The 18478-nt window shown below is 63.5% G+C and carries 22 protein-coding genes; 2 read left to right on the forward strand and 20 right to left on the reverse strand.

The window, feature by feature from the left end; genetic code table 11:
* From V1475_RS16625 to V1475_RS16690, 14 genes are all read right to left on the reverse strand, one after another.
* Complete coding sequence (locus V1475_RS16625) at positions 1–927, reverse strand: DUF2163 domain-containing protein (protein ID WP_479413649.1); 927 nt, start codon at positions 925–927, stop codon at positions 1–3.
* Positions 927–1559 (reverse strand): phage distal tail protein, Rcc01695 family, encoded by a 633-nt coding sequence (locus V1475_RS16630; protein ID WP_479413650.1) that lies wholly within the window; start codon positions 1557–1559, stop codon positions 927–929. Before V1475_RS16630 ends, V1475_RS16625 begins: the two co-directional genes overlap by 1 nt.
* Positions 1560–1598: 39 nt before the next feature.
* The gene (locus V1475_RS16635; protein ID WP_479413651.1) at positions 1599–2279 is read right to left on the reverse strand and encodes a phage tail tape measure protein; all 681 of its coding nucleotides are present in this window, start codon (positions 2277–2279) and stop codon (positions 1599–1601) included.
* Complete coding sequence (locus V1475_RS16640; RefSeq protein ID WP_066710741.1) at positions 2272–2499, reverse strand: rcc01693 family protein; 228 nt, start codon at positions 2497–2499, stop codon at positions 2272–2274. Before V1475_RS16640 ends, V1475_RS16635 begins: the two co-directional genes overlap by 8 nt.
* 18 nt (positions 2500–2517) lie before the next feature.
* Positions 2518–2832: a gene transfer agent family protein gene (locus tag V1475_RS16645; RefSeq protein WP_096805331.1), complete on the reverse strand. Its 315-nt coding sequence runs from the start codon at positions 2830–2832 to the stop codon at positions 2518–2520.
* Positions 2833–2835: 3 nt separating this feature from the next.
* Entirely contained in the window at positions 2836–3249 is a 414-nt protein-coding gene (locus V1475_RS16650) for a phage major tail protein, TP901-1 family (RefSeq protein WP_066710745.1), read from the reverse strand.
* Between the two features lie 24 nt (positions 3250–3273).
* The gene (locus tag V1475_RS16655) at positions 3274–3684 is read right to left on the reverse strand and encodes a DUF3168 domain-containing protein (protein ID WP_434286761.1); all 411 of its coding nucleotides are present in this window, start codon (positions 3682–3684) and stop codon (positions 3274–3276) included.
* Positions 3681–4022 carry a head-tail adaptor protein gene (locus V1475_RS16660; RefSeq protein ID WP_479413652.1) on the reverse strand — a complete coding sequence of 114 codons (342 nt, stop codon included), beginning with the start codon at positions 4020–4022 and terminating at the stop codon, positions 3681–3683. Before V1475_RS16660 ends, V1475_RS16655 begins: the two co-directional genes overlap by 4 nt.
* Positions 4022–4618 (reverse strand): head-tail connector protein, encoded by a 597-nt coding sequence (locus V1475_RS16665; protein WP_479413653.1) that lies wholly within the window; start codon positions 4616–4618, stop codon positions 4022–4024. The genes V1475_RS16660 and V1475_RS16665 overlap by 1 nt, the downstream gene beginning before the upstream one ends.
* Before the next feature lie 157 nt (positions 4619–4775).
* A complete protein-coding gene (locus V1475_RS16670; protein WP_479413654.1) occupies positions 4776–5993 on the reverse strand; it encodes a phage major capsid protein in 1218 nt (405 codons plus the stop codon).
* 51 nt (positions 5994–6044) lie between these two features.
* Entirely contained in the window at positions 6045–6632 is a 588-nt protein-coding gene (locus V1475_RS16675) for an HK97 family phage prohead protease (protein WP_479413655.1), read from the reverse strand.
* Position 6633: 1 nt separating this feature from the next.
* Complete coding sequence (locus tag V1475_RS16680) at positions 6634–7926, reverse strand: phage portal protein (RefSeq protein ID WP_479413656.1); 1293 nt, start codon at positions 7924–7926, stop codon at positions 6634–6636.
* Positions 7927–8257: 331 nt separating this feature from the next.
* Positions 8258–9523: a DNA-packaging protein gene (locus tag V1475_RS16685; RefSeq protein WP_479413657.1), complete on the reverse strand. Its 1266-nt coding sequence runs from the start codon at positions 9521–9523 to the stop codon at positions 8258–8260.
* A 31-nt stretch (positions 9524–9554) separates the two neighbouring features.
* Entirely contained in the window at positions 9555–9881 is a 327-nt protein-coding gene (locus tag V1475_RS16690; RefSeq protein WP_479413658.1) for a hypothetical protein, read from the reverse strand.
* 294 nt (positions 9882–10175) lie between these two features.
* On the opposite strand from V1475_RS16690, the gene V1475_RS16695 reads away from it, so the two are divergent.
* Positions 10176–10949, forward strand: coding sequence for an ion transporter (locus tag V1475_RS16695; protein WP_479413659.1), 774 nt, complete (start codon positions 10176–10178; stop codon positions 10947–10949).
* Positions 10950–10985: 36 nt separating this feature from the next.
* Here the strand turns inward: V1475_RS16695 and V1475_RS16700 are convergent, their stop codons facing one another.
* The 3 genes from V1475_RS16700 to fabF form a co-directional block, all read right to left on the reverse strand.
* Positions 10986–12176 (reverse strand): APC family permease, encoded by a 1191-nt coding sequence (locus tag V1475_RS16700; RefSeq protein ID WP_479413660.1) that lies wholly within the window; start codon positions 12174–12176, stop codon positions 10986–10988.
* 63 nt (positions 12177–12239) lie between these two features.
* Positions 12240–13415 carry an endolytic transglycosylase MltG gene (mltG, locus tag V1475_RS16705; protein ID WP_479413661.1) on the reverse strand — a complete coding sequence of 392 codons (1176 nt, stop codon included), beginning with the start codon at positions 13413–13415 and terminating at the stop codon, positions 12240–12242.
* A 1-nt stretch (position 13416) separates the two neighbouring features.
* A complete protein-coding gene (gene fabF / locus V1475_RS16710; protein WP_434286746.1) occupies positions 13417–14679 on the reverse strand; it encodes a beta-ketoacyl-ACP synthase II in 1263 nt (420 codons plus the stop codon).
* A 158-nt stretch (positions 14680–14837) separates the two neighbouring features.
* Here fabF and V1475_RS16715 point away from each other — a divergent pair, with 158 nt between their 5' ends.
* Positions 14838–16016, forward strand: coding sequence for a PilZ domain-containing protein (locus tag V1475_RS16715; protein WP_479413662.1), 1179 nt, complete (start codon positions 14838–14840; stop codon positions 16014–16016).
* A gap of 98 nt (positions 16017–16114) precedes the next feature.
* On the opposite strand, the gene V1475_RS16720 is transcribed toward V1475_RS16715, so the two are convergent.
* The 3 genes from V1475_RS16720 to fabD all read right to left on the reverse strand — a co-directional run bounded on the left by V1475_RS16720 (position 16115) and on the right by fabD (position 18359).
* Complete coding sequence (locus tag V1475_RS16720; protein WP_009571390.1) at positions 16115–16348, reverse strand: acyl carrier protein; 234 nt, start codon at positions 16346–16348, stop codon at positions 16115–16117.
* A 228-nt stretch (positions 16349–16576) separates the two neighbouring features.
* Positions 16577–17314, reverse strand: coding sequence for a 3-oxoacyl-ACP reductase FabG (fabG, locus tag V1475_RS16725; RefSeq protein ID WP_434286744.1), 738 nt, complete (start codon positions 17312–17314; stop codon positions 16577–16579).
* 115 nt (positions 17315–17429) lie between these two features.
* Positions 17430–18359: an ACP S-malonyltransferase gene (gene fabD, locus V1475_RS16730; protein WP_479413663.1), complete on the reverse strand. Its 930-nt coding sequence runs from the start codon at positions 18357–18359 to the stop codon at positions 17430–17432.
* Positions 18360–18478 lie beyond the last annotated feature (119 nt).

Consider the following 18478-nt stretch of genomic DNA (forward strand, 5'->3'; position numbering starts at 1 on the left):
TCAAAACGGGTTCTCAAAACTGCTCAAACCATCAAACAATCCCCCGGAGCGGCTGCTGCCGTCGTTCTTGCCGCTGCGCACCGGATAGGACGCCAGCCAATCCTCCCCCGGAATATGCGGGAAGCCCCGGAAATTCAGGAAGTTGTCGAACTTGAGCCGACAGGTCGCCGCGCGTTTGTCACAGCCCGCTTCGATGCGGATCGTGTCGCCCGGGGCAATCTCGGCGCGCAGCTCTTCCCAAAGCTCGACCCTGCGACCATCGGCGGAGAGACGATCGTTCTTCACGAGGCCCACAAGCCCCGCCGCCGCGCCCGTCAGCACCGTGAAACGGCCCCGCTCGAACCAGCGGTCGTCAAAGCCGGTGAGATCGGCGAAAGCAAAGATCTTGCCCTTTTCGACACTCTCGACCGCCACTTCGGTGACATAGCCGGGCTGCAACGTGTCAAAGCCACAGCCCGTGCCGCCCAGAATGGCGGAGCACCCGGCCTGATAGACCCGGCCCTGAGGCTGGTTCAGCTCTTCGGTCAGGCCGCGCAGCTCGGCGCGAAATCCGCCCGACACACGGGCGATCTCGCCAAAGCTGCCCTGAAACAGCAGCGCACGTTCAGAGACATCGGCCCAGTTCACCAGCCAGGAGCGCACATGCGCCCCGTCGAACCGCCCGGCGCGGATGTCCTCCTCGGTCACCGCCGCCGCGGAAAGCGCGCCCAGCGCCTCGGTGTTGTCGACCGAAAGCCCGGTGGATTGCTCAAGCGCATTGGCGGTCAGGCCTGTGTCGGCCTTGAACGTCACGCCCTCGAACGTCAGGTCGTTGTCGTGATCGGTGAACCCATAGGTCTCGCCATCACGCCGCACCAAGGCCCAGGCCCGGCACAGCGTCGTCACGCCCGAGGCGAGATGGGTTTGAAGCTCTTCCGAAAAGGCCATCAGACACGCACCTCCACGACCGGTACATTCGGCACCTCGCCCGCCTGAAACGAGGAGACCGACGTCGAAATGCTGGAGGTGTCGAACCGCACCGGCACATCAAATTCGAAGCCCGCAGTGATTTCGGCCCCGCCGGTCGGCGGCGTGCCAAAGGTGATCAGCCCGGTGGTGGTGTCCACCTCCCATTCGACCGCCTCAAACGCCTGCTGCCCGCCGACGCCGATCAGAACCGTGCCCAGCACCGGCTTCTTGATCGGACGCACATAGGCGGTCGCGCCGGAGCGATAGGTTTTCGAGAGCTGAAACACCGTGGTCTCGCCATCGCCCTCGCCGATCACCTGATCCTCGAAACCGGTCGCCACCGACGGCTTGCAGGTCTTGTAATCCGACCAGTCTTTCCATCGAAACCCGTACAACTGACCCTGACGCGCCTCGAAAAACGCGATCAGCACCTCGATGTCGTCGAGCGAGCGCATGCCCAGCCCCGCGTCATAGCGACGGCGCGAATGCGCCCAGGGCGTGTTGCGCTCCTCGAACCCGTTCGCGAGCGTCACCACATCGGTGCGCCGCTCCGGTCCGCCGACGGAGCCAAAGCTCAAATTGGCCGGAAATCTCACATCATGAAAACCCATGGTCTGCCCTCCGAATGGCGCCTTAAATGTCCGATTGCGTTACTGGTTGCGCGAACCACGGCCCAAGGCCCGGCTCAACTGAGCGGCCACCTGCGACTGGCTGCGCTGGAAGCCCGCGACATCGGGCGTGGTCACATTCATCGTGATATTGACGGGCCGCGACGACCCGGAGGCCTGCACCCCAAGTTTGCCATTGGCACCCCGACTGAGCGGCATGATCGCCTCCGCACCCGCCTCTCCCATCAACCCCGTGGCACCGCGCATCGGGAAATAGGTCGGGCTGGACACCACTCCACCGTTCGCGAAGGGCATCACCTTGCCCTGCGCAAAAGCACCGCCCTTTTCGAAGGGCAGAAAGCTCTGGATGAGGCCCTCAAGCCCTGAGCCCAGCACCGACCCAAAATGGCTCGTCACCGGCGTCACTGCGGCGTTGTAAGCCGCCATCAGCATCGACTGCCCAAGCCCTTTCAGCGCCTCTGCCAGCGTGTCGCCGTCGAACACCAGACCGTCGATCGCCTTCTTGAGGCCGCGCGAAATGCCGCTCTCCAGTTTGGAGACCTCTCGTTGCGTCTCCGCCACCGTCGCCTGAAGCCGTAGCATTTCCTGATTGAACGCCGCCGCCATGGCCTCGGCCCCGCCGATGGCGCTCTCCATCTGTTCGACCCGATCCTCGAAGGTGCTCAAGCCGTTGATATCCGTGCCGTTCAACTCGTCAGCCATGATCTTGCCCTTTCATTCCATCTTCGTCGGGAAAGGCCTTCGCCAGTTCCTCAAGCCGCGCGCGACCCATCGGTGCGGTGCCGCTGCCCGCCCCCAGCATGAGCAAAAGCTCGGCGGGGGTGAGCGCCCAGAACTCGGCGGGCCTCAGCCCCAGCCCCTTGATCCCGAGCCGCATCAGCGCGGGCCATTCGAACCCGCCCTTGTCCGAAATCATCCCCATGACGTTCTCCCTTCGCGCTTACGCGGGCACCGTGAAGGCGCGCGCGATCAGCTCTGCGCCCACGCGGGCCGCCTCCAGCGGGCCGCCCGCGATCTCCGCGGTCAGGATGTCGTCATAGCCGCCCTTCCAGCCGCCGCCCCGGAGCCCCGCCACGACGATGCGCAGCACATCCGCCGAGGAAAACCGTCCTGCCTCGTAGCGCTCGACAAGCGCCACCAGCGTGTCGACTTCGAGCCCGGCCTCCAGTTCGGCCAAAGCCCCGAGGGTCAGTTTGAGAACATGGCGTTCGCCGTTCAGCGTCAGTGCCACTTCGCCTTGGAAGGGGTTCGCCATGGCTTACACCGCCGTGAAGCTCAGCGCGCCCGCGGACGCCATCGCCAGCTCATAGGTCGCCTCGCCATTGTACGAGCCCGCGTATTCGATCGAGGTGATCATGAACGCGCCCTGCACCGTCCCGAAATCCGGGATGATGACCTGAAACTCCGGCACTTCGCCGTCGAAAAAGATCTGGCGCGCGCGCTCGTCGGTGCTTTCGTCCTTGAACACGCCCGAGCCGGAGATCGTGGCGCTTTTCACGCCCGCACCGCCCAGAAGCTCGCGCCAGCCGCCCGAGCTTTCGAGCGAGGTGACATCGACGCTTTCCGCGTTGAAGGAAATCCGCGTGGCACGCAGCCCCGCGATGGTTTCAAACGTGCCGGACCCGTTCATGTCCAGCTTGATCAGGAGGTCTTTGCCGTTTTGGGCAGCCATGGTCGTTTACTCCGTCTTGGAAAATCAGTTGTCTTCGACGCGCGCGCGGAATTTCAGGTCGATCCTGCGCACATCGCTGTCCTGAACGCGCCGGGCCTTGGCCGACACGAACCAGAGCCCGACAAGCGTGCCCCGCGACAGGGTGAGATCGGCATCCACAAGGATGTCGGAAATACTGGCAGCCACCTGTTTCGCGGTGAGAAACCCCGCGCTGTCGGACACGACCGACACGGTAAACTCATGTCGCGCGCCATGCCCGGTCTTGTCGGAGGCGTCGGTGACATCCTCCGGCCCGAGGCTGACATACAGCGCCGGGATGGTGCCCGCAGGCGCCGCGTCATAGATCGCGCCGCCGACCAGCCCGTCGAGCGTCGCATCCGCAACAAGCGCCTGATAAACCGCCGTCTGAAGGGCCGCCGCCACGCCGTAGCTCATGACGTCACCTCCTCACGCGCATTGCAGGTCAGGTAATGGCCCTGCGCATCCGTTTCGGTCACGGCGAGAATGCGAAACACCCGCCCGCCCTCGACAAAACGCTGATCCGGTTTCGGACGCCGTTTCGAGCCGACCGGCGCACCGCGCACCACGATCTTCATCGGCACGCGCGAGACGGTGAGGAAATCCTCGGAGGTCTCGGACCCCGTCCCCGCCTGAATCGCCGCCCAGAGCGCACCGAGCTGAACCCATGTTTCGACATAGCCGCCCGCGCCGTCAGAGGTGCGTTGCGCCTCCTCAAGCACCAGCTTGCGATTGAGATGCACCACCGCCGACATCAGCTCCGCCCTCCGAAGAGACGCAGGTTGCGATAGCGCTCCAAAAGCGTGCTGACACCGAACGGCATGGTCGCCTCGCCCACCGCCGTCTCGTGACGGTGCTCGTAGTAATGCGCGGCCAGAAGAAACACCGCCTGCGCCAGATCGGCGGGCAGAGCGCCCCAGGTGTCGGCAAACCCGGCGGTGAAGGTGAATTTCGCCTGCCCCGCCACCGGGATCTGCGGCAGGACAAAGCCGGTCGAGACCACGCGCGGCCGGTGCATATCCGGTTCCAGCATGTATTTCGCGCTGTCCACCGTGGTCTCGGCCCCAAGCCGATCCACGATGACAAAGCTCGCCACAGCCGTGACGGGCGCCACCGGCAAGACCTGCGCGCTCAAATCGCGCCATGCGGTGACCGTGTAAAGAAAATCGCGGGTGATCAGCACCTTGTTGGTGCGCGCCTCGACCGCGGCCATGGCCGCCCGCAGAAAGCTTTCCAGAACCCCGTCCTGAACCCCGTCGTCGTCAAACCCGGTGCCCAGTCTCATATGGTCCCTGAACTCAGCGACCGGCAGCGCCGCCGTGGCCACCTGGGTCTGCTCCATCAACATCATGGTACAACTCCGTATCCGGGCCCCCTGTTTCTCGAAAACGGACGCGCGATCCCCCTTGCTGCTCGGACGGAGGGGGAGCTGCTAGACAACACGGGTGACATGGACCGCGCATCCGCCGCCCCGGCCCATCAAGGCCGAGGCAAGTCGTTCAGGGAAATCAGGCGGTGCCGAATTTCAAAAGCTTGATCGCCGCAAAGTCGGAGACATCGCCACCGACGCGCTTGGTCGCATAGAACAGCACATGCGGTTTCGCGGAGAACGGATCGCGCAGGATGCGCACGTCCGGGCGCTCGGCCACGGTGTAACCCGCATGGAAGTCGCCAAAGGCAATGGCGGCCGCGTCGGATGCGATGTCCGGCATGTCTTCGGCGATCAGAACCGGGTAGCCCATCAGGCGGGCCGGCTCACCGGCGGCCAGACCATCGGACCAGAGGAAACGACCGTCCGCATCCTTGAGCTTGCGCACTTGACCCGCCGTTTTGGAGTTCATCACGAAAGTGCCGTTGGCGCGGTATTGGGCGCCCAGCGCATAGACCAGTTCAACGATGGCATCCGCCGGATCGGTGGCGTCAAAGCCGCCATCGGTGCCGGTCACGATGTAGCCGAGCGAACCCCAGGCCCAGCTGTCGTTGTCGATCTGGGTGTGGTTCAAAATGCCGGTCGGCTTGTCGACGCCGTCGCCATTGATAAAGGCAGACGCCTCGGCGGAGGCGAACTTGTCGGCGATACGACCCGCGAGCCAGGCTTCGATGTCGAAGGCGCTGTCGTCCAGAAGACGCTGGGAGGCTTTCGGCAGGGCGGAAAGCTCGTAGAGCGGGATCGAGATGCGGTCGATGGTCGGCGTCGCGGTCTCGCCCACGGTGCCGGTCTCGGTGACCCAGCCGGAGCCCAGATCGGTGGTGTCGATCAGCACGTCGTAAGAGGTCGCTTCGACATTGACGACATTGGCAATCGAGCGGATCGAGGCGGTGGATTTCAGCACCGATTTGATCGCGTCGGAGGTCTGCGGATCGACGAGGTAACCGCCATCGCCATTCACTGCGGTGGACATGGATTTGCCCTCAAGCGCCAGCCCGCGCAGCGCATCGTCATCGCCATTGCGCACATAGGTGGTGAAGGCCGATTTGTGGGACATATCCACCTCTTGCGCGGCAGACAGGGCCGGACGTGTCAGATTACCGGCGTAGGTGTGAGATTTACGATCAAGCATGGTCAGTCGCTCTTCCTGCTTTTGAAGTTTCGATTTAATATCGATCTGAAAGTCGTTGAGATCACTCACAAAACCGGCCAGCGCGGTCTTCACCTCACGGGTCAGATTTGGGGCCATATTCGTGGCCAATCCCGACTGTCGGGCCACTCTTTCGGGGTTGCTCATCCAAACATTCCTTTGTCCTGATGTTGGGTTTCGCGGGTGAATGCGCTGGCCTCAGTCATCTCCAAAGCCACCTCCGGCCAGCAGCTTGCGGGCGCCGTTCAAAGCATCCGCGAGATCGCGCAGCATCCGCTCGGCCTGAAGGGCATCCGCGCCCTTCTGCTCCGCACTGAGCCGCGCTTCCGGCAGCATCGGGAAGGTCACCAAAGACACCTCCCACAGCTCCAGCTCCGACAAAAGGCGTGCGCCTTTCTGATCCTTCTGGGCGCGCAGCGTCCGGTAGCCGATCGACAGACCGTCAATCGCCCCCGCCTCGATCAGCGCCACCGCCTCGCGACCCTTTTGCAGATCGGTCAGAAGGCGTCCTTTGACATAGAGACCGCGCGCATCCTCGCGCACCTCGTCCCAGATCCCGATGGGCTGCGCCGGGTCGTGCTGCCACAGCATCTTGACCGAGCGCCCCTTGGCCTTCAGCGCCGCCAGGGATTTGGCATAAGCGCCCTTCATCACCATGTCGCCGCCAGTGTCGCGATGCCCGAAGAGCGAGGCGTAACCCTCTATCTTCACACCGTTTTCAACCTTCACCCCTTCGCCCAAACGGGCGAATTTATGCTCAAGGCCGCTGTAGAAATCCTTCTGCATCTCAGTTCCCTTCCTCGGGCATGTCCTCGGAGCTTTCCTCCTCAAACGGCAGTTCCGGTTCGTCCTCGGTGTCCTCGAACTGCTCCTCCTCCAGCACCTCCTCGCACACCGGCTCAGGAAGATCGGGCATCAAAGGCGGCAGCCCCAGCATCGCCCGCTTCTCGTCATCGGTGAGGAAATCCGCGCTCGCGATCCGGTTCCATTGCGCATCGCGCTCCGTCGACAGCGCCGGCACCTGATCCAGATCGGGTTTCAGCTCGACCGCCTCGCCCGTCATCTCGGACAGCCAATGCCCGATCGCCGCCGTCACCTTCTGCACCAGCGGCAGAACGGTCAGCCGGTAAAACGCCCGGTTCGCTTCCTGATAATTCGCGTAGGTCATGTCGCCCGGAATGCCCAAAAGCATCGGCGGCACCCCGAAGGCCAAGGCGATCTCGCGCCCCGCCGCTTCCTTGGTTTTCTGGAATTCCATATCCGACGGGCTGAACCCCATCGGCTTCCAATCCAGACCGCCTTCCAGGAGCATCGGCCGCCCGGCATTGCGCGCGCCCTGATGATGGCTTTCCATCTCCGAGAGCAGGCGGTCATACTGATCCGCGCTCATCGACGCATTGCCATCCGCGCCCTTGTAAACAATCGCGCCAGAAGGCCGCGCGGCATTGTCCAAAAGCGATTTCGACCAGCGCGACGCCGCATTATGCACGTCAATCGCTGTCGCCGCCGCCTGGATCGGGGACAACCCGTAGTGATCATCAGAGGGGTGAAACGCCTTGATATGACAAATCGGAGAATGACCTTCGACCACGTCAAACCGGTGCTTGCGCCCGCTCACCGCATATTCATAGGCCACCGGCCAACCATCCGCGCCAGGCACCAGATTCATGCGATCCGAGCGCAGCACATGCAACTCCTGAGGCACCTGCCCCCATTCGCCAACCGCTTCGAGATAGCCATTGCCGGACAGAAGGAAATGCGCATAGAGCGCCTCGAACAACTCGGCCCGCCCCTGCGCCGGGTTCGGACGGGTGATCACCTTCAAAAGCGGATGCTCTTCGAACCGTTCCGCGCGGTTCTGCAACACCAGAGGCAGCGCCGCCGCCGCTTCCGCGATCAGCTTGACCGCACGAAACCCGACCGGGTTGCCGGTAAAGCCCACACGCGTGAGGCTCACCGTATCCCGCGGGCTCCACGCCACACGGCCAACGCCCGAAACCGCCGCAACAACCGGCCCGGTCGCCGAGGCTTTCGTTTCGGGCATCACCTCTGCGCCCCGTTTCAGAAAGTCAAACACCATATCCGTGTCTCTCCTCATCTTCCGGTCCAATTTCTCGACCTGCCAATCGCTCAAATCCTTGCTCCCGGACGGGGGACCAGCGCAGACATCCGCCGCGTCCAGCCCGCACCCGCCCGGGTCGCTCCCGATCGGCGCAGCCCTCGTGAGAGCCATCCGCGCCTTCGGTGAAATGAGTTCTAAAGGAGAGGGTAAAAGAAGTTCTGAGCAGGGCGTGCGCTGGGGAATGCCGCGCGCAACACCTTTCAACGCATTGTTTTATTGACAAAAATTCACCTCCAAAAGAAAAGCCCCACCAAATCGGTGAGGCTTCAAATCGGCGCGTGTCAAAAAACTAACCGCCCAATGTCCTGATCCGTGGCCGCCCCGCCCCGACCGAGGGCAGGATCATCAGCTCATGCACCGCCCACACGAGCGCATCCAGCCGGTCCGGCGACCCCGGCGCCTGATAGCCCTGCGCCGTCATCTTGATCATCTGGTCCTCCAGATCGCCAAGCCCGCGCGTGTGGATCACCCGCCCCTGATCGTAAAGCGCCGCCACCGGTTCCGCCCGCGCCGCCTTGCCGCGTGTCGCGCGCACCGATTTATAGGGCACCAACGGGTCAATCTGCCGGATCACGGTTTCCACCAAATCGCCGCCCTGATTGACCTCCGCCACGATCTTGTCCCCCTCCCAACGCTCCAACGCGTGGATCGCCGCCTCGGCCCAGACCGTCGGCGAGGAGGCCGACACAGAGGCATCTTCCAACACATAGGCGCGCCAGTCCTGCGGCGGGCCTTGCGTCACCGCCCCCACAACCAAGATCCCGCATTCGTCCGACCCCTTGTGCCCGGTCACCGGCGGGTCGACTGCAACGACGATCCGGTCCAACTCCGGCACGTCCTTGACCCGTGTCGCCTCGATCCGCGCCAGAGACCACAAAGCCCCCTCTTCCTCATCGAGCAAAACCCCATCCAATTCCTGCCGCCCCAGTCGCGTGCCTGCGTAACGCGCCTTCACCTCTTCCAAGAAAGACGCCGCCAGATTGGCCGCGTTCGCCTCGGTCGGCGCGTGCGTCGTCACGGTGGAACTGCGCCCCAAAAGCGATTTCAGAATCCCCACATTTCTGGGCGTGGTCGTCACCACCGCACGCGGATCACGCCCGAGCCGCAGCCCGAATTGCAGCATATCCCAAGCCTCCTGCGGCTTGCGCCATTTCGCCAGTTCATCGACCCAAGCGGCATCGAATTGCGGGCCCCGCAACGCCTCCGGATCATTGCCGGAAAATACCGTCGCCTCCGCGCCATTGGGCCAAACCAACGTCCGCCGCGTCGCCGACCAGTTCGGCCGCCGATCCGGCGGCGAGCAGGCCAAAATCCCGCTGTCACCGAACACCATCACCTCGCGCGCCTGATCGTAGGTCTCGCCAATGAGCGCCACGCGCTTCGCCCGCCCCGGCTGCGTCGCCCGGCTGCCCTCGACCATCGCGCGCACCCATTCGGACCCGGCCCGCGTCTTGCCCGCACCGCGCCCGCCCATGATCACCCATGTGCGCCACGCCCCCTCGGGCGGCAATTGATGATCGAGCGCCCAGGCCTCGAACAGGTAAGGGAGCGCCATCAGCGCCCCCTCCCCCAAACTCTCCAAAAACTCACTCTGCTCGGCGTGCGGCCTTGCAGCGAGCCAGCCGATCAAGGATCTCAGATTTTGCGGCGTCGAAGTCGATCGCTCCGCCGCCGAGTTCCCCACGTTTGCGTTTTTCGTCATCGAGTTTCTGCCTTTCCGTCACCGCGGCCAGTTTCGCGCGCATCAGGTCGGCGATCAGAGGTTTCACCTCTTTTCCCGCCGTCTCGCCCGTCAAAAGCCTGTCGATCACATCGTCCAGCGCCAAAATCGCCCAAAGCAGGCTCTGCTTCACCGACGCCTCGATCTGATCCACCGTTTCGAACTCATCCCCCACAGATGAAGTCACTTTCATGGTCTTCGCCTCTCATGCTTGGTCAAACCTCCACACGAGAGACGCAGGCGCTTTCCCGAGGACCCCACAGTCCCCTTCGATGGTTCCCGACACCCCCTCAGGTCCCGAAACGGCCATCGCCCACGTCTTCCAGCACCTTCGAGAGTGTCGCAAAGAGGGTAAAATTGGTTGAAACCGGCGCACGGCGGGGTCTTCACGCGCGTTAACACTTTCCACCTTCGGCCTGCGTCACCCAAGGGCTTGTCAGACCCCGGTTTTTCCCGCATTTCTCAAAACCGACGAGGAGACAGCACCATGGCCAGCGCCCTGCACGACAGATTGAGCGAGCTTTACGAAGGCGACACCGACCGCGCGCATCTGTTCCGCTATGTGCTTCTGACTTTCGATCTTGTGACGATCCTCTTCGTCATCGTCACCTCGTTTTTCGTCCATCCGCTCTGGGTCGAGATCACCGATCTGGTGTTCGGCGTGCTGATCCTCACGGATTTCTCCGCGCGGGTCTATGTCACCCAACACAAGCTGCGCTATCTCTCCCGCCCCTCGACGCTCGCCGACATCGCCGCGATGGTGTCCTTTCTCGCGCCCCTCGCCGGCGAAGGCCTCGGCTTCCTACGCATCCTGCGCACGCTCCGGCTTTTGCACACCTATCAGCTGATGAACCGGCTCCGGCAGGACGTCAAATTCTTCCGCAAACACGAAGAGGTCATCGTCGCGGCGATCAACCTTCTGGTGTTCATCTTCGTGACCACCGGCCTGATCTACGCGCTCGAACACGGCCACAACCCGATGATCCGCAACTATGCGGACGCGCTCTATTTCACCGTCACGACGCTCACCACCACCGGGTTTGGCGACATCACCCTTCCGGGCACCTCGGGGCGGATGGTTTCCATCGCGGTGATGTTCTTCGGTGTGACCCTCTTCCTGCGCCTCGCACAGGTGCTGTTTCGCCCCACCAAGGTGCGCTACGAATGCCAGAGCTGCGGGCTGCTGCTGCACGATGCCGATGCCACCCATTGCAAACATTGCGGCGCGGTCGTGCATATCCAGACCGAAGGGCTTTTGTGAGCCTCCGGCGGGAGTATTTTTCGCAGCAAAGGAAACCTATTCGACGGCGGTCCCGAACAGCGTGACCACGGCCGCAAGCGCCGTGACCCCAGCAAAAAACGCCTGTTGCCACAGAGTTCTGCCCTCACGCCGCGCCAGCATCACGGCAATCGCCCCCTGCACCGTATAATAGGCCGCAAAGGCCTTGGACGCCCATGAGATGATCTGAAACACATCGAGCGCCCAAGTCAGAACCAGCCCGAGCGCCACCAAAACCGCATAGCCCACCTTCACCGGCACCCGGCCCTTGGTCAGCTCCTCGACCAGCCCACCCGAACCGGAGGTATCCGCCACCGCCGCCGAAAACTGCGCCGCAAGGGCGGCGATCACCAGCATCGCGGGCAGGATCGGCGCGACGATCCGCATCATATCGATGATCGCGGTTTCCGAGGTTTCGATCTGATCCGGGCGAAACACATAGGCCATGAGCACCACATAGACCATATAGATCGCGGTCGAGACCCATTGCGCGAGTTTCATCGAGCGCACCCGTGTCGCCGCATCGTATTCCTCGCCGAGATAGCGCGAGGTCTCGAACCCCTGCACCGTCACGATCAGCCCGAACAACAGGCTTATGCCCGCCCAGCCCGTCAGGCTCGGGGCCGTCACGATCAGGTTGCCACCTTGCGCTTTGCCCGCGAAGAACCACGCCAGCCCCACCAAAAGCCCCGCGATGATCGCGAGTTTCAGCCCGACAGAGACCTGCTCCATCCGCTCCAGCGCCTTGAACCCGCGCGTCCAGCCCACGAGCAGGATCACACCGAACACCGCAGAGGTGACGATCCGCCCGGCGAATTGCGTGTCCCAAGGGGTGAGGCTGACGGCAAAAGCGCCCAGAAGATTGAGGTAGTAGGCGACCGAAATCACATAGGCAAAGGCCAGCGCCCAGGACGCAAGCCGCTCCATCCCCGCCGTGCGCGGGCCGTGCTCCGCGCGCGCCAGGGACGCGATATTGAACCGCACCGCCGCGCCGACCGCATAGGCCAGAGCGCACAGAAACGCCATGGCCAGCGGCGTCCACGCCCCATACGCCTGCGCCAGAATCGGCCCCAAGACGAGAAACCCCGACCCGATGATCGACGCCAGAGGCGTAATCGTCGCCTGCCAAAGCTGCGACCGTGCCAGCTTCGGCCAGCTCAAAAGCCCCGCGATCGAAACCGTCGCGATGAGGATGGCAATCGTTTCCATCGGCACTCTCCCAAAGCAAAAGGCGCGACCCGGGCCGCGCCTTTTCCAAGCTGTTTCAAAACGTTACTCGCTGGCGCGCTGCGCTTCGATTTCCCGCCATTTGGCGACATTGGCATTGTGTTCGGCCAGCGTTTCGGCAAACGCATGTCCGCCCGTACCATCGGCGACAAAGAACAGATACGGCGTCTCATCCGGATCGACCGCCGCCTGCATCGCCTCAAGCCCCGGATTGGCAATCGGCCCCGGCGGCATGCCCTCGATCACATAGGTGTTGTACGGGCTGTTCGATTGCAGTTCGGACTGCCGCAGGCCACGCCCCAGAACACCGACCCCATTGGTCACGCCATAGATCACCGTCGGGTCTGTTTGCAGTTTCATGCCGCGTTTCAACCGGTTCTCGAACACCGAGGCCACCTGACGCCGCTCTTCGGCGACACCGGTTTCTTTCTCGATGATCGAGGCCATGGTCAGCATTTCCTCGGGCGTATCGAACGGCAGCCCGTCCACCCGCGTCGCCCAGACCGTGTCGATGCGTTGCTGTTGCAGCGCCACCATGCGGGCGATCAGATCGTCCACATCGGCGCCCTCGCGCACCTCGTAGCTGTCGGGCGCAATCATACCCTCCGACGGCATCTCATCCGCTTCGACCGACCCGGTGAGGAAATCCGCGCCCTTCAGGCTTTCGACCACCCGCCAGACCGTCGCCCCCTCGGCCACCGAAACCCGATAGCGTGTGTTCGCATCGGCCCGCACCCTGGTGTAGCCCTCAGGCACGGCATCGCCTTCCTCACCCTCGGGACCGGGCTGGAACTCCGCCGTCTCGACATAGCTCTGGGTCGTCGGGTCCAGCTCGCGCACCTGCATCAGAGCGCGGTTCACACCGATGCGGTAGACCACTTCGGTGCCACAGGTCGAGGCCCCGCCCCGCGTGATGATCTCGACGATCTCCTGCATCGAAGACCCTTCGTCGACGAGGAAAGCCCCGGCCTTAAGCTGTTGCGATTTCTCGGTATAATCCGCCCCGATCCGGAAAACCGACGGGTTGGTGATCGCCCCCTGCCCGGCCAGATCCTCAGAGACGCCGCGCATCGTGGAGCCCGAAGGCACCCGCAGACAGATCGCCTGATCGAGCGGCCCTTCCGCCACATATTGCCGCTTGCCCCAGGCAATCGCCCCCGCCAGAGCGACGAGGACGACGATGAACAGGGTCAGCGCATTCGAGGCGATGGATCGCCACATATCAGCCGTCCACCTTCTTCAGAACCAGCGAGGCGTTGGTGCCGCCAAAGCCGAAGGAATTCGACAGCGCCACGTCGATCTTGCGTTCCCGCTTGGCATTCGGTGCCAGATCGAGCCGCGCTTCGACCGCAGGATTGTCGAGGTTGATCGTCGGCGGCGCCACCTGATCGCGGATCGCCAGCACGCAGAAAATCGCCTCGACCGCCCCCGCAGCCCCCAGAAGGTGGCCGATGGAGGATTTCGTCGAGGACATGGTCGCAGTGTCCGCCGCATCGCCCAGAAGCCGCTCGACGGCCGCCAGTTCGATCACGTCCGCCATGGTCGAGGTGCCATGCGCGTTGATGTAATCCACATCCTTCGGCTCAAGACCGGCACGCGCAAGAGCCGCCTGCATCGCACGGTAACCACCATCGCCATCCTCGGACGGCGCGGTGATGTGATAGGCATCGCCCGACAGGCCATAGCCCACAACCTCGGCGTAAATCTTCGCGCCACGCGCCTTGGCGTGTTCGTATTCTTCCAGAATCACGACACCCGCGCCCTCGCCCATCACGAAGCCGTCACGATCCGCATCATAGGGCCGCGAGGCATGGCTCGGATCGTCTTTTCGCTTGGTGGACAAGGCTTTACAGGCGTTGAACCCGGCAATGCCCAACTCGCAGATCGCCGCTTCCGCGCCGCCCGCAACCATCACATCCGCGTCGCCCAGCATGATGAGACGCGAGGCGTCGCCAATCGCATGCGCCCCCGTCGAACAGGCCGTCACCACCGCGTGGTTCGGTCCTTTGAAACCGTAGCGGATCGACACCTGACCGGAGATCAGGTTGATCAGCGAGCCCGGAATGAAGAACGGAGAAATCCGCCGCGGGCCTTTTTCCTTGAGGATGATCGCCGCATCGGCAATCGACGACAGGCCCCCGATCCCCGAACCGATCAGCACGCCGGTGCGCAGACGATCTTCCTCGTCCTCGGGTTTCCACCCGGCATCCGTCAGCGCCTGTTCGGCGGCGGCCATGCCGAAAAGAATGAAATCGTCGACCTTCTTGCGGTCTTTCGGGGCCATCCAGTCGTCCGGGTTGAACGTGCCGTTCGTCCCGTCGCCGAATTTCACCTCGCAGGCGTAATCCGTCGCCAAATGGCTCGCATCGAACCGCTGGATCGTCCCGGCGGCGGACTCGCCTGCCAGAATTCGCGTCCAGGTCTCCTCCACACCGCAAGCCAGCGGCGAAACCATCCCAAGTCCAGTGACAACTACTCGGCGCATCCGTGCCCCCTCAATTTTCGTCTGCGTTTTCTTACACGGCTCCGCCCCCCGATGGAAGACCGAGACAGCCCCCGCACCGCAAATCGGCGGAGGAATGGTAACCAGATATTGAGGGTTTCGGGCATATCAATAGGCAAATGCGCAATTATGGCCCCGATATGCGGCAGGTTCGCCCCCTCATTTCCCGGTGTCGGCTCTGGCTGACGCTTCTGCTCTGCCTCGCTCTCCTGCTGAGCGGCCCCTTTCTGCGCAGCGCCGCCGCCGATCCCTCCTGCGGCCTCGAAGACTGGCTCACCGCACTCAACGACAGCGCCAATTCCTATGTCTCTGCCCTCGGCACGCCCGGCGAACACGACAGCGCGCGCCAGTTCCGCACCGAGATGGAGCGCTACGGCCGCGATCGTCTCCTGAAACAGATCCGCGAGGCCGATCTCGGCGCCAATGAAAAGCCGCTGATGGATTTCATCTCCTCGCGTCGCCATCTTCTCGATCTGCAACAGGACAACTGGGACGAAATGGCGCAACGATATGGCGACGATCCCCGTTTTGACGCGCAGTCGGTCAGCCTCTCGCGCTATCTCGCCGCCACGCCCTGCGACCCGACCGCGCCCGATCACCTCAATGCCACGGAAGAGACCGAAGAGACCCTGACGACCCGTCTCGCCGACGGCCTTCAGGAGATCGTGGACATCGCCGCCGCCCTCACCCGCAAGGAGGTCGAGCCGCCGCCGCTCGATCCGACGAATTTCGACGAATTCCGCCCGGCGCGGCAGGTGGCCTCCCGCCAGCCTCCCCCTGTCGTACCGCTCAGCCCCTCCGGCAACGTCGCCTTCGTGCTCGGCCTGTTCACCTTCATCACCGCCATCTCGGCGTGGTTCTGGATGCGCTACAGCATCGTGCAGCGCCGCGCCATCCGCTATCCCTGCGCGCTTCCCGTGGTGATTTTCGATGGGCTCCTGCCGGTGATCGGCGAGCTTCTCGACATCAGTCAGGTCGGCTGCAAGATCGAAAGCAGCCATGAGCTGCACGAGCGTCAAAAAGTGCGCCTGACCTGCGGTCCGCTCGACCGCAAGGCCCGCGTGATCTGGCGCAACAACCATTTTCTCGGGTTGCAATTCGATCGCCAACTGACCGAGGCGGAGTTCAAGGCCCTGCTCGGCCCCCATGCCGCCCAGATCGCTGCGGAGCGCGCCGATGCGCTGGCCTTCGCCGCTCTGCCCCGGGACGCCGATCCTGTGCCTGCCGCCGTCGCCTCCGCCCCGGCCCCCGACCCGGCAAAGGAAAACGACGCCCTCCCCGCCCCCGCGAGCGAACCGCCCCCCGATCTCGCCGCCTGAGCCTGCCACATCCCCCGACCGCAAACAAAAAAACGGCGCGCTCATTCGAGCACGCCGTCTTGAAATCTTGCCCCTTGCGAGGCCGACCGGTCAACCGATCAGGAAGCTTCGGTGATGAACTTCACCGCGTCGCCGAAGGTCTGGATGGTCTCGGCAGCGTCGTCCGGGATCTCGATGCCGAACTCTTCTTCGAAGGCCATGACCAGCTCGACGGTGTCGAGGCTGTCAGCGCCCAGATCGTCGATGAAGGACGCGGTTTCCGTCACTTTGTCTTCTTCCACGTCGAGGTGCTCGACAACGATCTTTTTCACGCGATCTGCGATGTCGCTCATGTTCTTTCCTCACAATTTCGGGCCCGATGCCCAATTTAGATCCGGCCCTCGGGCCACTCGTTCTACATGCCGCCGGAACCGGGTCATTGCAACCCCCGTCCTCGGGTCATGCACCACGCAAACAGCTGGCAAACACCTGTCCACGCGGCTCAATCTGCGCTGCTCATAGCACAATCCACCCCGGTGGCAAATGTTTTGTGACGCCACGTCGGGAAGGGACTTATGCGCTCAGAGCATAGCCATGCCGCCATTGACATGAAGCGTCGTCCCGGTGGTGTACCCCGCCTCCTGCGACGCAAGATACAACACCGCCGCGGCGATCTCCTCCGGCGTGCCCATCCGCGCCGCCGGAATCTGCGCATTGATCTTGTCCTTCTGGTCGTCCGTCAGCTTGTCGGTCATCGCTGTCGCGATGAACCCCGGCGCCACACAGTTCACCGTGATGCCCCGCGTCGCCACCTCATAGGCCAGCGATTTCGACATGCCGACCATGCCCGCTTTCGACGCCGCATAGTTGCCCTGCCCCGGATTGCCGGTCGCCCCCACGATAGAGGAAATATTCACGATCCGCCCCCAACGCGCCTTCATCATGCCGCGCAGCACACCTTTGCACAGCCGGAAGGTCGAGGTCAGGTTCACGTTCAAAACGCTGTCCCACTCGTCGTCCGACATCCGCATGAACAGGTTGTCGCGCGTGATGCCCGCGTTGTTCACCAGAATATCGACAGAGCCCATCACCTCGGCCGCCTGTTTCGGCAGCGCCTCGACGCTCTCCTTGTCCGACAGGTTGCACGGCAACACATGCGCCCGCTCACCCAATTCCGCCGCCAGCGCCTCCAAGGGCTCAACCCGCGTCCCGGACAGCGCAACCGTCGCCCCCGCGTCATAAAGCGCCTTGGCAATCGCGCCCCCGATGCCCCCGGACGCACCCGTGATCAGCGCATTTTTACCAGTCAGATCAAACATTTCACTCTCTCCCGAAGCATCCTGCTTCTTTTGTCTCTCAATATCCCGGGGTGAGCCGCGCCCTTTGGCGCGGTGAGGGGCAGCGCCCCTTCTTCCCCCGGCGGGGCCGCGCCCCTTACTCTTTCAGCTTCGCGATGTCCTCGGGCGTCCCGATCGCGGTGCACTCGATGGATTTCTCGATCCGCCGCACCATGCCCGAAAGCGCTTTGCCCGCGCCGATTTCCCAGATCCCGGTCACGCCTTCACCGGCCATATAGGCCACGGATTCGCGCCAGCGCACGGACCCCGTCACCTGCTCGACCAAAAGCGCCCGGATCAGCGCCGGATCGGTCACCGCAGAGGCGCGGACATTGGCCACCAGCGGCACGACAGGTTCGGAAATATCGACATCGTCCAAAGCCTCGGCCATCACATCCGCCGCAGGTCCCATAAGCGCACAGTGGAACGGTGCGGATACCGGCAAAAGCACCGCGCGTTTCGCGCCCTTCGCCTTGGCAATCTCGACGGCGCGCTCCACGGCCTCCTTGTGACCGGAGACCACAACCTGCCCCGGATCGTTGTCATTCGCCGCCTGACACACCTCACCTTGGGCCGCCTCTTCCGCCACCTCTTTCACAGTGGCGAAATCGAGCCCCAGAAGCGCCGCCATCGCGCCCACGCCAACAGGCACAGCCGCCTGCATCGCCTGACCGCGTGTGCGCAGCAGCCGCGCAGTATCCGCCACGGAGATCGCGCCCGCCGCCGCCAGTGCGGAATATTCGCCAAGCGAATGCCCTGCAACGAAAGCCGCATCGGTCACCGCAAAACCTTCTGCCTCAAGCGCCCGCATCGCCGCCAGCGAGGTCGCCATCAGCGCCGGCTGGGCGTTCTGCGTCAGCGTCAGGGTTTCGATATCGCCGTCCCAGATCAGCGAGGACAGCTTTTCGCCAAGCGCCTCGTCCACCTCGTCGAAAATGGCTTTCGCCGCCGGATAGGCCTCGGCCAAAGCCTTGCCCATCCCGATTGTCTGGGCGCCTTGCCCCGGAAACACGAATGCGCGCGTCATGCCCGCCCCTCCACATGTCTGTCTCTGTCGCACACGGGTCTAACGATCCCGCGCCGCGACGGCAAGGCAACACAGAGGGAACATGGCCGGAAACAGGGGGAAACGCACCTCCCCCTCGG

It is taken from the genome of Celeribacter sp. SCSIO 80838, from assembly GCF_056498065.1.

What these genes read in the sequence shown, in the direction of transcription:
- V1475_RS16650 (WP_066710745.1), bottom strand. Translation starts at nt 3,249, where the DNA reads ATGGCTGCCCAAAACGGCAAAGACCTCCTGATCAAGCTGGACATGAAC.
- V1475_RS16720 (WP_009571390.1), bottom strand. Translation starts at nt 16,348, where the DNA reads ATGAGCGACATCGCAGATCGCGTGAAAAAGATCGTTGTCGAGCACCTC.
- fabF (WP_434286746.1), bottom strand. Translation starts at nt 14,679, where the DNA reads ATGCGCCGAGTAGTTGTCACTGGACTTGGGATGGTTTCGCCGCTGGCT.
- V1475_RS16660 (WP_479413652.1), bottom strand. Translation starts at nt 4,022, where the DNA reads ATGTCGGCGGTGGTGCATCTCAATCGCAAGCTGGTGCTTGAGGAGGCG.
- V1475_RS16655 (WP_434286761.1), bottom strand. Translation starts at nt 3,684, where the DNA reads ATGAGCTACGGCGTGGCGGCGGCCCTTCAGACGGCGGTTTATCAGGCG.
- V1475_RS16695 (WP_479413659.1), top strand. Translation starts at nt 10,176, where the DNA reads ATGGCCAGCGCCCTGCACGACAGATTGAGCGAGCTTTACGAAGGCGAC.
- V1475_RS16675 (WP_479413655.1), bottom strand. Translation starts at nt 6,632, where the DNA reads ATGCAGAAGGATTTCTACAGCGGCCTTGAGCATAAATTCGCCCGTTTG.
- mltG (WP_479413661.1), bottom strand. Translation starts at nt 13,415, where the DNA reads ATGTGGCGATCCATCGCCTCGAATGCGCTGACCCTGTTCATCGTCGTC.
- V1475_RS16625 (WP_479413649.1), bottom strand. Translation starts at nt 927, where the DNA reads ATGGCCTTTTCGGAAGAGCTTCAAACCCATCTCGCCTCGGGCGTGACG.
- V1475_RS16645 (WP_096805331.1), bottom strand. Translation starts at nt 2,832, where the DNA reads ATGGCGAACCCCTTCCAAGGCGAAGTGGCACTGACGCTGAACGGCGAA.
- V1475_RS16680 (WP_479413656.1), bottom strand. Translation starts at nt 7,926, where the DNA reads ATGGTGTTTGACTTTCTGAAACGGGGCGCAGAGGTGATGCCCGAAACG.
- fabG (WP_434286744.1), bottom strand. Translation starts at nt 17,314, where the DNA reads ATGTTTGATCTGACTGGTAAAAATGCGCTGATCACGGGTGCGTCCGGG.
- V1475_RS16690 (WP_479413658.1), bottom strand. Translation starts at nt 9,881, where the DNA reads ATGAAAGTGACTTCATCTGTGGGGGATGAGTTCGAAACGGTGGATCAG.
- fabD (WP_479413663.1), bottom strand. Translation starts at nt 18,359, where the DNA reads ATGACGCGCGCATTCGTGTTTCCGGGGCAAGGCGCCCAGACAATCGGG.
- V1475_RS16715 (WP_479413662.1), top strand. Translation starts at nt 14,838, where the DNA reads ATGCGGCAGGTTCGCCCCCTCATTTCCCGGTGTCGGCTCTGGCTGACG.
- V1475_RS16685 (WP_479413657.1), bottom strand. Translation starts at nt 9,523, where the DNA reads ATGGCGCTCCCTTACCTGTTCGAGGCCTGGGCGCTCGATCATCAATTG.
- V1475_RS16635 (WP_479413651.1), bottom strand. Translation starts at nt 2,279, where the DNA reads ATGGCTGACGAGTTGAACGGCACGGATATCAACGGCTTGAGCACCTTC.
- V1475_RS16670 (WP_479413654.1), bottom strand. Translation starts at nt 5,993, where the DNA reads ATGAGCAACCCCGAAAGAGTGGCCCGACAGTCGGGATTGGCCACGAAT.
- V1475_RS16665 (WP_479413653.1), bottom strand. Translation starts at nt 4,618, where the DNA reads ATGATGTTGATGGAGCAGACCCAGGTGGCCACGGCGGCGCTGCCGGTC.
- V1475_RS16700 (WP_479413660.1), bottom strand. Translation starts at nt 12,176, where the DNA reads ATGGAAACGATTGCCATCCTCATCGCGACGGTTTCGATCGCGGGGCTT.
- V1475_RS16640 (WP_066710741.1), bottom strand. Translation starts at nt 2,499, where the DNA reads ATGGGGATGATTTCGGACAAGGGCGGGTTCGAATGGCCCGCGCTGATG.
- V1475_RS16630 (WP_479413650.1), bottom strand. Translation starts at nt 1,559, where the DNA reads ATGGGTTTTCATGATGTGAGATTTCCGGCCAATTTGAGCTTTGGCTCC.